Here is a 12,060-nt window from a genome sequence, read left to right on the forward strand (position 1 = left end):
CTCATAGCTCTCCCTCCCTCACCTTCTCGAAGGCGTCGAACGGACAGACCTGGGCGCAACCGCCGCAGCCCCAGCACATCGTCGGGTCAATCTTGGCCTTCTTCTTCTCGGCGTCCCAGTAGATTGCCGGACAGCCGTAGGCGTTGATACAAATCTTACAGCCGGTACACTTGTCCTCGTTGACCTGGTAGAGCGGCCACTGCTTGCCCTCGCGCCTGAGCTGGCCTATTCTGTAGAGCGCACAGACGCGCCTAGCGACGACGACGCTGACGCCCTCAACGGCCAGGGCCTCCTTTATGGTCCTCTCGACGGCCTTTATGTCGTAGGGGTCAACGACGGCGACGTAATCGGCACCGAGGGCCTTCGCGACCTCTTCAATCTTAATCTGCTTGCCCGGACCGTGTGGGGTCTCGCCGGTTCCCGGGTTGGGTTGGTCACCGGTCATTGCCGTAACGAGGTTGTCGAGGACGACTATGACGACGTTGGAGCGGTTGTAGATGGCATTGGCTAAAGCCGGAAGTCCGGTGTGGAAGAACGTTGAGTCGCCTATTGTGGCAACGATTACCTTCTTCTCCTTGCCCGTCTTGTGCTCTTCCTCGGCAACGGAACCGTTCAGGGCGATGCTGAGGCCGTGGGCAACTCCAATCGAACCGCCCATCGCGACGGTTGTGTCAACGGTCTTGAGCGGTGGCAGGACGCCAAGGGTGTAACAGCCTATGTCGCTCGGGAAGATTGCCCTCGGAGTTGCGGCGCGCCTAATCGCGTAGAAGGTGTTCCTGTGCGGACAGGCCGGACAGAGGCTCGGCGGCCTCGGCGGGACCATGCCCTTTACCTTCTCGTACTTCTGGTCGAGCTCCTCGAAGTTCACCGGGGTTTCGAGGCCGAGGAACTTCGCTATGGCCGTTACCGCCCTCCTCGTGGTCATCTCGTAAACCCTCGGCACGAGGTCCTTGCCGTGAATCGGAATCGTTAACCCCTTGTCGTAGGCCCAGGTCTTGACCTGCTCCTCGACGACCGGCTCAAGCTCCTCAACGATGAGAACCTTCTCAAGCCCGTCGAGGAACTTCTCAAGCAGGCCGTAGGGAACCGGGAAGGGCGTTCCGAGCTTGAGTATCTTGACGTTCTCGACACCGAGCCAGGCCAGGGCCTCCTTGACGTAGGCGTAGCTCAGGCCCGGAGCGATTATACCGACCTTCGCGTTCTCGTCGCCCTCAATCCAGTTGAAGGGGCAGTTGTTGAGCTCCTCGCGAATCTTCTCAATCTTCTCGAGAATCTGCGGGTGGAACTTCCTCGCGTGGGCCGGGATGTCAACGAACCTCTCGGGGTTCTTCTTGAAGTTTCCGAACTTCCTCTTGCCGGTCTTTATCTCCTCCGGGAGCTCCCCGAGAACGACGTCGCCCCTCGCGTGGGAGCTCCTCGTGGTCGTCCTCAGAATGACGAAGTGCTTGAACTTCTCGCTGAGCTCAAAGGCGTACTTCGTCATCTCCTTGGCCTCGTGGGGTGAAATCGGCTCGAGAACGGGCACGTTGGCGAACTTGGCGTAAACCCTCGTGTCCTGCTCGTTCTGACTGCTCCACATGCTCGGGTCGTCGGCGACCATTATGACGAAACCGCCCTCAACGCCCATGCCGACGGCGCTGAGGAACGTATCCGCTGCAACGTTCAGTCCGACGTGCTTCATGGCCGTCATGGCCCTGAGACCGCTCCAGGCAGCGGAAAGCGCGGTTTCAAAGGCGACCTTCTCGTTGGTGGAGTACTCCATGTAAACTCCTGCCTTCTTGGCCACCATCGCCATCGTATCGGTCAGTTCCGAACTCGGGGTTCCGGGATAAGCCGCGAAAACCGCTATGTTGGCCTCCAAAGCTCCGCGCGCTATTGCCTGGTTTCCGAGGAGGAGAACCCTCTCCCCGGGCTTATCCCACAGCACTATGTCCGTCACCTTCGCCATCAAACAACACCTCCGAGGGTTTCCAATAACTGAGTTCTGTCCGAATCGTCCAAAACATAAAAGGCAGGGATGTTTAGCTTCCTCGCGCGGGATATCATGTCCTTATCCGAGGACACAAGGAGGGCGTTGAACTTCTTCGCAGTTGCGATAAAGTAAGAATCCGCCGCGCGAGGGTGAATTTTCTTGGCTATTTCCTTCGCGTCCTCGAATATCCAATCCTCTGAAACTTGGAGAACCCTTGAGTCCAGGTACTCAATCACTAACTCAAGCGCCTCTTCTTTTCCTGAGAGCCTCATCACTAGGCTTATAGTTTCCACAATTCCCAGCCGGGGCATTAACAGGGGTATTCCCTTCTCTTCTGCCACAGAGATTACGCTCTGGGCGGCTTCCGCCCTGTCCTCTCGCCCTTTGACTGGAATCATGGCATCTATGAGGACGGAGGTATCAACCACGAGCATTTCTCATCTCCTTTATGAGCCTGTGAGGGTCTTCCTCAACTTCCCCTATTATCTCCTTGAGCTTGGCGTACACGTCCTTTATCTTTGGAGGAGACGTTTTGACCTCGCTCTTTTGAACTTTCTCAATGGCCTCCATCTCACTCATCCTCCAAAACCCCGGCGTTCCTGGCCTGCTGGACGAGCGCGTAGGCACCGGCGGCAACGTCCTCCGGCCTCTCGTAGCTCGGGATTCCGTTCTCTTCAAGGAGCTCCTTCGCCTTCTCGCTGACGTAACCGGCCATGAAGAGACCGAGAACTGGCTTGCCGTTGTTGACCTCCTTGACGGCCCTGATGACGCCCTCAGCGTGCTCCGTTGGGGTCATTCCCGCGAAGGTCGGGACGACGCATATCGCTATGAGCATGTCGACGTTCGGGTCCTGGAGGAGAGCCTTGGCGGTTCTGTAGTAGTCCTCGCCCCTCGCGGAAGCTATCATGTCAACGGGGTTCTTTACGGCGGCCATCGGCGGGAGGAACGAGCGGAGCTCCTCTATCGTCTCCTCCTCGAGGTCGGCCAGTTTAAGGCCCCTCTTGTCAATCTGGTCGGCCGTCAAAACGCCCGGTCCGCCGGCGTTGGTCATTATCGCGACGCGCTTGCCTTTCGGCAACGGCTGGGTGAAAGCGCGAGCCATGCTGAGCATGTCGTCGATTGTTTCGGCGATGAGAACTCCGCTCTGCTTGAAAGCAGCTTCGTAAATCTTCCAGCTTCCCGCCAATGAACCGGTGTGGCTTGATGCTGCCCTCGCTCCGCTCTCGCTCTTTCCTGCCTTGAGGGCTATGACGGGCTTCTTTTTGGTGACCCTCTTGGCGACCTCGATGAACTTCCTTCCGTCCTTGATTCCCTCGATGTAGAGGGCTATGGCCCTGTCCTCCTCGGTGTCTGCCAGGTACTCCATGAGCTCCGCGAAGTCGAGGTCAGCCATGTTGCCGACGCTGATGAACTTGGAGAAACCAATTCCCTCCTTGACGGTCTTGTAGACGATTCCAGCTCCCAAAGCTCCACTCTGGCTCACGAAGGCTATGCTCCCCTTCTTGGCGTCCATTATGAAGGTCGCGTTCATGTCGTTGTGGGTGTTCATGACGCCGACGCAGTTCGGGCCTATCAGGCGCATTCCGTACTTATGGGCAATCTCGACGAGCTCGCGCTCCTCCTTCTTGCCCTCTTCACCAGTCTCACCGAAGCCGGCCGTTATGATGACCGCTCCCTTAACTCCCTTCTCACCGCAGTCTATTATCGCCTGCTTCACGAAGCGCTTGGGGACGACGATTATCGCGAGGTCAACCTCGTCGGGGATGTCCTTGACGTTCTTGTAGGCCTTAACGCCCTGAACGACCTCGTCCTTGACGTTGACGGGGTAAACCTTTCCTTCCTTGTACTTCTTGAGGTTCTTGAAAACTTCGTAGCCGAGCTTCATCGGGTCGTTCGATGCACCGATGACGGCTATACCCTTCGGTTTGAAGAAGTAGTCCAGGTTCATGAACCTCACCGTTAAAATCTCCGTGGAATCGTATATAAGCTTTCCCAAAAGCTACATCGTGGTAGATACGAGCATTGTGGGCCATAGGATGGTCACAATGCTCGAAAAAAGACGTCAATGAAAGGAAAAAGGTTTCAGGAGGTTGGTCGCTCTTTCGGTTTGAGGAGGTAGGTTGCAATCACTGCCACTACCGCAGTTACTATGAAGGTCATGAGCCTTGCGGATACCTTCTCGTCCAGCCCGGAGCTAATCCAGAACACCGTGAAGAGCAGGCCCGTGATGATTGTCGGCGGCACGGCCCTTCCGTGGAACCTCTTCCAGAACAGGGTCAGTATGACTATCACCGAGAACGTATCCCCAATGCCGGCCCAGGTGTAGCCGACTATCGTGTAGATGAGCTTCGTTGGTACGAGGTAGGCGGTGACGAGGGCCAAGAGGGCGAGGGCAACCGTTGACAGCCTTGATATTCTGAGGCTTCTTCTCTCGTCGGTTTCGCCGAGGAATGGCTTGAGAATGTTTTCGGAAAGCTCCGTTGCGGACAGGATTAGGAGAGAGTCAGCCGTTGAGAGCATCGCCGCTATGGCACCGGTTATAAACACCGCCGCTATCGCCGGCGGGAAGAGCTTGAGCATGACAGAGGGCATAACGTTCTCCCTGTCAGCGAGTCCCTGGGGGCCGAAGATTGCTATTCCAATCCAGCCTATCATGAGCGCTCCGATATAGGCGAGAATCGTCCAGCCGATTCCAACGTTCCTTGCGAGCTTGGCGTTCTCCTCGTCCTTGATTGCCATGAACCTTATGCTGAGCTGGGGCATTCCTCCGAGGTAGCCGAAGAACCACGAGAACTCCGCGATTATGAATATCAGCGCCGACGTCCCCGCGAGTCCGCCGAGTATTGTTGAGTACTTTGGGCCAGCCAGCTTAAGGGCCTCCGTGACGGAGCTCGCGAAGAGGCCGGGGTGGTTGGCGATGTAGATTATTCCAACAATAGGTGCTATAGTGAGGGTAAGTATCATGACGATGGCCTGAACGGTGTCGGTGTAGGCGACGCTCTGAAGGCCGCCGAGGACGGTGTAGGGCAGGATTATCATCGCGGTAATCAGCATGCCGACCTTGGGGTCCACCCCGAAGAGCACGTTGAGCGTCTTTCCGCCGCCGATGAACTGCGCACCCACGTAGAAGAAAAAGAAGAACACTATCGTGACGCTACCGAGGAGACGTATCCACTTCTCGGCCTCCGAGTGGCGTTTGGCGATGTAATCAACGAAGGTTCTGGCGTCGTAGGTTTCGGCTTCCTTCCTGAGCCTTCCAGCGAAGACGGCCCATGCGGTCACTATTCCTGCCACACAGCCCACAGCGACCCATATTGCAGATAAACCGGCAGCGTATGCCAGTCCTGGCAGGCCGAGGAGGGCCCACGCGGATTCACCCGTCGCCCTTTCTGAAAGGGCCGCCACCCATCCGGGAAGACGTCTTCCGGCTATGGCGAAGTCCTTTCCGCTCTTGGCTTTTCTGCCCTGGTAAACTCCAAATCCAACGAGAAACGAAAGGTACAGAACGAGAACGGTCAGTATTTGAGTCTGGGACTCCATAGTTGAACCACCTCTCATATTCATTGAAGTTCATCCTTATAAATTTTGCCATTTATGTTCATTAACGGACATGAACGTTCAGTAATGGTGACATTTTGTAATGCAGGGCTAGCTTTTACTCCGAAGTAAACGCTTTTGCTTACCCATAACAACGGGAACTGTGGGGTTTTAATGTAACCCAGAGTCACGGCGAAAGATTTAAGTAAGCTCTGGTTATTTTATCCTCGGAGGTGATGGCGATGGTGAAGGTGAAGTTCCTCGGCCACGCGGCTTTTCTGATTGAGGGGAGCAAGAGAATTCTGATAGACCCGTTCCTCACCGGCAACCCGCAGGCGGCGGTGAAGCCTGAGGAGGTTGAGGCCGACCTGATACTCGTTACCCACGCTCACGGCGACCACATTGGCGACGCGGTCGAGATAGCCAAGAGAACCGGCGCGAAGATAGTGGCGATGTACGACATAGCCAACTACATCAGCGAGCAGGGCAACGTTGAGGTCATCGGCATGAACTACGGCCCGACCGAGGTTGACGGCGTCGGAATCGTCCAGGTTCCGGCCTGGCACTCCAGCAGCGACGGCAAGTACAGTATCGGCAACCCGTGCGGCTACATCGTCAAGCTCGATGGAAAGACGATTTACCACGCCGGCGACACCTTCGTCTTCCTCGACATGGGTCTTTTCAGCGAGCTCTACGGCCCGATTGACGTTGCCCTGCTCCCGATAGGCGGGCACTTCACGATGGGCCCGAAGGAAGCGGCAAAGGCAGTTGAACTGCTCAAGCCCAAGAAGGTCGTTCCAATGCACTACAACACCTGGCCCCCGATTTCGGCCGACCCAGAGGAGTTCAAGAAGCTCGTTGGGGACAAGGCCGAGGTCGTTATCCTCAAGCCCGGCGAGGAGCTTGAGCTTTGAAAAACCTTTTAAGAGCCTCCCTTTATCTCCTTTTCAGGTGGTGAAATGGGCAGAAGGGCTGGGTTTCTTATCTTTGCACTGGTTTTGATGTTCATCACTCCGCTCGTTCATCCCGTTGGGGCCCAGGTTCCGGGGGAAAGCCCCCCTTACGACCTGATAATCGTGAGAAACGACAACCTGATTGATTATATAGTCGCTCTCCCCTATTCACGGCTTCTTGGAATACCAATTCTCCCAGTTAATCCAGATGAGCTTGACACAACCACCCTCGCCCAGCTCCAGAGCTATGAACAGTTCGGCTGGTACAAGGTGCTCGTTATAGGTGACTACAAGGCAATCAGCCAGAAGGTGCAGGAACAGCTCATCGGCCTCGGGTTTCAGGTCACGAGGATAGGCGGCGCCACGAGGGTTGACACTTCGGTCAAGCTCGCCGAGGAGTTCTATCCAAACGGCGCCAAGACTGTAATCCTCGCTAGTGCAAGTGACTATGGCTCTGCCCTTGCCGCCGCGAGGTGGGCGATGACCTACGAGAACCCGCTCCTCCTGACGAATCCAAACAACCTTTCCCAGTCCGTTATCAGCGCCCTCAAGAGGCTCCACCCGAACCTCGTGGTTCTCATCGGGGCGGGTATGTCCAAGGACATCCAGACCCAGCTTCAGGAACTCGGGTATCAGACGTACTGGGTGAAGGAAAGCATAACGATAACGGTCTCGTCCCCAACACCCCCGGCCAAGACCGACTGGACCCTCGTCATCGGCGCGGTGATACTTACCCTCGCGGTTGCGATTCCGGCTTCACTCTACTACGCCAAGAAGAAGTGGTCCGCCAACAAGGTTCCAATCGAGGTTTTGACTGAGAAGGAGCGCATAGTCGTCAAGGCCATCCTCGACAAGGGCGGAACGGTAAAGCAGGAGGAACTGCCGGAGCTCACAGGCTACTCAAGGCCGACGATAAGCAGAATCATTCAGGAGCTCGAGAAAAAACAGCTCGTCGAGAGGGAGAAGGTTGGGAAAACTTTCATAGTCCGCCTCACGAAGGAAATCATAATGCGCGAGTAGCGGTCGGTTAAGCCCTCCGCTCATCACTTTTCAGGGTCCTGGCTGTTTCTTCATCCCGCAAGAAAAGAAGGAAATCACTTGCGGAAGAGATGGCCGTGAGCCCTGTTCACGTGCCTCGTGAAGGCCTTGGCGTCGCGGAAGACCATTCCGCATCTCGGACAGCGGAAGAGTATCTCCCCGTCCCTGTCCTTAATCTTGATGGCCTTCAACACCGCCATCTCCTCCACCCCCGAGCGGAGTTTTGATTCGGGCTTTTAAACTTTGCTAAATCCATATCCTGTTGCCCTTGACCTTGAGGTAGCCGAGCGTTTGAAGAACCTTCAGGAAGTCCTCTATCGCGTCCTCGTCGTAGTAGATGTTTATCCTCTCGTTCCTGCCCTCGACGGTTATCGGTTCAAGCTCCATAATCGCCTCGATGAGCTCGTTCTTCCTCCTGTACCTCTCGGCCAGCTCAAGGATTCTCTCCGCTAAAACGGAGCGGGCTATTCCATCGAACATCGCCTCGACGTAGCTCTCCTCGGTCGCGTAGTCCTCCGCAACCTCAAGGGCCGTCTCTATGAGCTCCCTTTCGACCTCCAAAACCTCAACGTAGTAGCGCTTCTCAAGGGTGTACTCGGTTACGAGCGTCGCCTTTAACCTTTCCTCAAGCTCCTCGAGCTCGTCGCCGATTTCCTCAATCGGGAAGCGTAGCTCAAGGCTCAGCGCGTCGAGAGGAACTCGCTCCTTCAGCAGGAAGCCCCCGTCGGTTTCCTCTATCGCCCCGGATTCAATAAGCGCGCTCACAACCGATAGCTTTGGCAGGTCGGGCTCTTCGAAGAGGGTTCCGAGCTCCTTAACCTCGCCGGGCTCCCAGTTTTCGAGAAGTTCGTCGTAGGCCAGCTTGACGGCCTCAAGCTCCTCACCTATGGCCGGAACCTCTGAGGCCACCTCGACGAGCTCGGCGTAGGTGCCCCGGATTACAACGTAGTGCTCAATCTCGGCCCTGGTTTCTTCCTTCGTCCTGTTCATTATTCCCGCCCTGCTGAGCTCGCGCGAGAGGGCGTTCATATCGTCCTTGGTGAGAACTTCAAACCTCATGGTCTTCCCCCTCTATCGAGCTCCCTTCACCGTTATAACCTTTCGGCTTGAGCAGGGACTGAAGGAGGGCCTTTACGGGCTTGTTGTGAACCCGTTCCGCGGTTTCCGCAACCTCGTTCTCAAGGCCGTCCCTGAAGTTCGCGTAGAGGAGCAGGGCGTAGGCGATGACCTTCGGGTCGCCCTCACCGAGCCTCTCGATTGCGCTCGCGAGCGGGGGATTCCTCAGGAGCTCATCCGCGAGGGTTTCGAGGGCCTTCCTGTCGTCCCTTTCTACGGCCCTTCTCAGGGGCTCGTAGAAGGCTTTGAGAACAAGCCTTGCCATTCTTTCCCTCTCAAGCAGGTCCTTTCCCGGTTCTTCCTTCCTCTCCCGGGTCAGGAGGTAGTAGGCAAGGGGCACGCTGAAGGCGATAATCATCAGCGCGTAGAGCCCGGTGGGGATTTTAACGCCGGAGGGAGCCCTCCTTGAGATGACCACGAGGAGGACGAGGCCTATTGCGAACCAGAGGAGCATTCCCGCGAGGTAATAGGGGGAGTAGTCCTTCACCTCCGGCCCCTTTGCCCTGGCCCCGAGCTCCTCAATTCTCCTTAATCCTGTCTCGGCTATCTCTATCTCTGCCTGGAGGCGCTTTATCCGCCTGTCAATCTCCTCAAGAACCCCTTCCTTTTCCATGTTGTTCACCAGATGCCTGTGATTATTAACCATTAATGTGAGGTGCTTAATTAGCTTTAACCTCACCCGCCACGAGGCGGTAAAATGCGACTGCCCCAACGATTGCGTAGGCGTACTGGGTTATGAACTTGTACAGGAACGCCACAACGATTGCAGTTGGACTGTCGCCGATGGCGAGCGTTACTCCAAGCTCGTTCGCTCCAATCCCACCGGGAGTTCCAAGAAGCCCACCGAGAAAGTTTGAGTACAGCACCGCTTCAAGGAACTTGATGTAGTTTTCTCCCACTCCAAAAGTTCTTGCCGTCAGGTACAGCGCCGTTGAGTTCGCAACTGCTAGGAGCATTCCAACGGCTATCGCTAGAAGAACAGTTTTGAGCTCTCCCCTGGCCCTGTGCCAGCCAGAATACATCTTTTCGAGAGTTTGGAGCTTTTTAATTGCCCAGAACAACGGGTATAAGAAGTAGTAGGCCACTCTGTCAAAAATAATCGCCACGAGAAGGGCTCCGGCGATGGTTAATGCTATCGGATTTTTCCCGATGAACGCGATTAACAGCAGGCCCGCGAGGAACTCGGTTGCTATCGCAAGAAGACCGACACCCATCGTGTACCAGTAGTCCGTTCCGAGGAGTCTGACTTTAACGAGAACTCCAACGGCGCTGTTGAGGGAGAACCCCAAGTACGTTCCCGAGAGCGTCGCCAGCAGGGTTCTTCTGAACGAAACTCCCGAGGCGTGATGAACGTAAACGTACCAGAGGGCGGTGTAGAGGAGGTACGCCACGAAACCCGTCAGAACTGCTGTCAGGAAATAGGGAGATAACAGCGAGGAAGCGCTCAGGTTTACCCTCGATGCCTCTGAGTAGACCTTGTGGAGCAGGTATGCGGTTATGGCAACGGTTAGGAGTAGCGTTGCCGGTTTTCTCCAGTTCACGCCCTTCACTCCTTCTCAAGGAGTTCCCTGACGTATTTCGGCATCTGGAAGAGCGTCTCGTGCCTCTCGGGGTCGTAGTAGTAGAGCTTCTCGGGGGCCCTGCTCACGTCCACCTTCCTGAAGTCCAAGTCGCCCTTAACTCCCACGAGGAAGCTCCAGGGCGAGGCGTAGCCAATCACTGGGAAGCTGAAGTAGTAGACCCTGTCGAAGACCTTCTTCATGGCTTTGTAGGCGTTGAGGAGTTCGTTGGTGAAGAGGTAGACGCTCCCCGCCTGGGTGATGTAGAGGCCCTTCTCGTTGAGCTTCTCGTAGGCCGAGCGGTAGAACTCCTCGCTGAACAGGAGCTTCGCTGGACCAACAGGGTCGGTTGAGTCCACGATTATGACGTCGAAGCGCTCCCCAGTTTCCTTTAGGTACTTGACGCCGTCGCCGATTATCAGCTCGGCCCTCGGGTCGTCGAAGGCGCCCCTGTCTATGCCGAGGTAAATCCTCGAAACCTCGACGACCATCTCGTCAATCTCGACCATCGTGGCCTTCTCCACGCTCTCGTGCCTGAGCACTTCCCTCAGCGTCCCGCCGTCGCCACCGCCTATGATGAGCACCCTCCTCGGGTTCGGGTGCGCGAGCATGACCGGGTGAACGAGAACCTCGTGGTAGCTCTCCTCGCCTATCTCGACGAGCTGAACAGTCCCGTCGAGGACGAGCAGTTTGCCGAACCCCTCGGTTTCGTAAAGCTCCAGCCGCTGGTATTTCGTCTGCGTCTCGAAGAGCCTCTCCTTAACCTTGAAACCGACGCCGTAGCCCCTGGGATACCACTCGATAAAGGCCCTCTCCTCCTCGCTGTAGGGCATGAACCTCACCTGAGCTTAGCTCGCCCTTTGGGTTTTAAACCTATGGGTTTTCACAGGGCAAAGTTATTAAGGCCCTTCCGAGAGTTAGTAGCGATGGCCGAGGCAGAGCTCAGAAGAAAACTCGCCCAGGAAATAGCGGATTTGTGGGCTGAAATCTCTGGCGGATTTGGAGAGGGGATTCCCCATCTAGTCGGTGAAATTAGCGCGAGTCCTGGGCTTACAGTTGAGCTTGACGTTGCCTTTTTTGATGACTACCGCCTTGAGCGCTTCCTCGACGATGGTGTTCTCTTCTTCGTCTTTCCCGCTGACGAAGGCAGTCCAAGGGCCCTCTTCGTGTCACTCTGGCGATTCCTCCAGGGCAAGGGAGTCCCAAAGCTTCTGATTCCCGGGGTAAAGCTTGAGGGCCCGCTGAGCGAGGCCCTTGGAAAGCTCGGGTTTGAGGTTCTGTGGATGACCGGCGATTCGGTGGTTGAAGTGTGGGCGGTTAAGGGAAGGGCCCGCTACGAAATGGTCTTTCAGAGAACAGGTGACAACGAGTTCACCCTGGTTGAAAAGAAAAAGGTTCAGTAGGGGAACATGACGACGACCGCTATTGCCGCGGCAGGCTTGTCCTTGACTGTTATCTCGGCGCTTGCAACCTTGAACTCTGCCAGCTCCCAGCCCCTGTTGGCAAAGCCCTCCTCGACCATCTTCTTCACGATTCTCTCGGCTTCTTCCTTCGTGCAGTAGCCGGCGTACTCGTAGATTAAGCCGCCTTCGTTGTTCTTGCTTATCCCAACTCCAAGGGCCGCGCTGATGGTCATTCCCGGCTCGTCGCTCTCGATGTGCGCGTAAACGGTCGGCAGAAGCATTCCTATCGGGACGTCGTGGACTTTGTCCATCCACTCGATGTGTGCCGGGATAACGCTGCTGAGCTTGACGAGGTTGACGTTCCCTATGCCGAGCTTGAGGAGTGCGTTGTCGAAGGCGTTTAACTTAGTTCCGCCCTCTGCGGCGGCCGCTCCTATGAAAGCCCTCTTAGGTGTCGTCCAGCTCATTATCACCACCCTCAA

The 12,060-nt window shown here is 56.1% G+C and carries 14 protein-coding genes; 3 read left to right on the plus strand and 11 right to left on the minus strand.

Annotated elements, in window-relative coordinates; genetic code table 11:
- Position 1: 1 nt before the first annotated feature.
- The 5 genes from iorA to E3E30_RS10175 all read right to left on the minus strand — a co-directional run bounded on the left by iorA (position 2) and on the right by E3E30_RS10175 (position 5,530).
- Positions 2-1,948, minus strand: a complete 1,947-nt coding sequence (gene iorA, locus E3E30_RS10155) for an indolepyruvate ferredoxin oxidoreductase subunit alpha (protein ID WP_167729478.1) — start codon at positions 1,946-1,948, stop codon at positions 2-4.
- Positions 1,948-2,406 (minus strand): type II toxin-antitoxin system VapC family toxin, encoded by a 459-nt coding sequence (locus E3E30_RS10160; protein ID WP_167729479.1) that lies wholly within the window; start codon positions 2,404-2,406, stop codon positions 1,948-1,950. The genes iorA and E3E30_RS10160 overlap by 1 nt, the downstream gene beginning before the upstream one ends.
- A complete protein-coding gene (locus E3E30_RS10165; protein WP_167729480.1) occupies positions 2,393-2,551 on the minus strand; it encodes a hypothetical protein in 159 nt (52 codons plus the stop codon). The genes E3E30_RS10160 and E3E30_RS10165 overlap by 14 nt, the downstream gene beginning before the upstream one ends.
- Positions 2,544-3,920 carry a CoA-binding protein gene (locus E3E30_RS10170; protein ID WP_167729559.1) on the minus strand — a complete coding sequence of 459 codons (1,377 nt, stop codon included), beginning with the start codon at positions 3,918-3,920 and terminating at the stop codon, positions 2,544-2,546. The genes E3E30_RS10165 and E3E30_RS10170 overlap by 8 nt, the downstream gene beginning before the upstream one ends.
- Positions 3,921-4,054: 134 nt before the next feature.
- On the minus strand, positions 4,055-5,530 hold the full coding sequence (locus tag E3E30_RS10175; RefSeq protein ID WP_240922691.1) for a sodium/proline symporter: 1,476 nt from the start codon (positions 5,528-5,530) through the stop codon (positions 4,055-4,057).
- A gap of 221 nt (positions 5,531-5,751) precedes the next feature.
- Between E3E30_RS10175 and E3E30_RS10180 the strand changes: the two genes are divergently transcribed.
- Together E3E30_RS10180 and E3E30_RS10185 are read left to right on the plus strand one after the other, a co-directional pair.
- Complete coding sequence (locus tag E3E30_RS10180; protein WP_167729561.1) at positions 5,752-6,423, plus strand: metal-dependent hydrolase; 672 nt, start codon at positions 5,752-5,754, stop codon at positions 6,421-6,423.
- A 45-nt stretch (positions 6,424-6,468) separates the two neighbouring features.
- Complete coding sequence (locus E3E30_RS10185; protein ID WP_042691854.1) at positions 6,469-7,482, plus strand: cell wall-binding repeat-containing protein; 1,014 nt, start codon at positions 6,469-6,471, stop codon at positions 7,480-7,482.
- 74 nt (positions 7,483-7,556) lie between these two features.
- On the opposite strand, the gene E3E30_RS10190 is transcribed toward E3E30_RS10185, so the two are convergent.
- Genes E3E30_RS10190 through speE form a run of 5 tightly spaced genes read right to left on the minus strand, consistent with a single transcriptional unit; the run spans position 7,557 to position 11,008 of the window.
- The gene (locus E3E30_RS10190) at positions 7,557-7,700 is read right to left on the minus strand and encodes a C2H2-type zinc finger protein (protein ID WP_042691851.1); all 144 of its coding nucleotides are present in this window, start codon (positions 7,698-7,700) and stop codon (positions 7,557-7,559) included.
- A 46-nt stretch (positions 7,701-7,746) separates the two neighbouring features.
- Complete coding sequence (locus E3E30_RS10195; RefSeq protein WP_167729481.1) at positions 7,747-8,559, minus strand: hypothetical protein; 813 nt, start codon at positions 8,557-8,559, stop codon at positions 7,747-7,749.
- Positions 8,549-9,229 carry a hypothetical protein gene (locus E3E30_RS10200; RefSeq protein ID WP_167729482.1) on the minus strand — a complete coding sequence of 227 codons (681 nt, stop codon included), beginning with the start codon at positions 9,227-9,229 and terminating at the stop codon, positions 8,549-8,551. Before E3E30_RS10200 ends, E3E30_RS10195 begins: the two co-directional genes overlap by 11 nt.
- A gap of 46 nt (positions 9,230-9,275) precedes the next feature.
- On the minus strand, positions 9,276-10,157 hold the full coding sequence (locus E3E30_RS10205) for a lysylphosphatidylglycerol synthase domain-containing protein (protein WP_167729483.1): 882 nt from the start codon (positions 10,155-10,157) through the stop codon (positions 9,276-9,278).
- 5 nt (positions 10,158-10,162) lie between these two features.
- Complete coding sequence (gene speE, locus E3E30_RS10210; protein ID WP_167729562.1) at positions 10,163-11,008, minus strand: polyamine aminopropyltransferase; 846 nt, start codon at positions 11,006-11,008, stop codon at positions 10,163-10,165.
- A gap of 93 nt (positions 11,009-11,101) precedes the next feature.
- On the opposite strand from speE, the gene E3E30_RS10215 reads away from it, so the two are divergent.
- Positions 11,102-11,578 carry a hypothetical protein gene (locus tag E3E30_RS10215; protein WP_042691843.1) on the plus strand — a complete coding sequence of 159 codons (477 nt, stop codon included), beginning with the start codon at positions 11,102-11,104 and terminating at the stop codon, positions 11,576-11,578.
- Here E3E30_RS10215 and E3E30_RS10220 read toward each other — a convergent pair.
- A complete protein-coding gene (locus E3E30_RS10220; RefSeq protein ID WP_042691841.1) occupies positions 11,572-12,045 on the minus strand; it encodes an arginine decarboxylase, pyruvoyl-dependent in 474 nt (157 codons plus the stop codon). The two genes, E3E30_RS10215 and E3E30_RS10220, sit on opposite strands and share 7 nt — an antisense overlap.
- Between the last annotated feature and the right edge of the window lie 15 nt (positions 12,046-12,060).

It is taken from the genome of Thermococcus sp. 9N3 (genome assembly GCF_012027685.1).
Taxonomy (GTDB): Archaea; Methanobacteriota_B; Thermococci; order Thermococcales; family Thermococcaceae; genus Thermococcus; species Thermococcus nautili.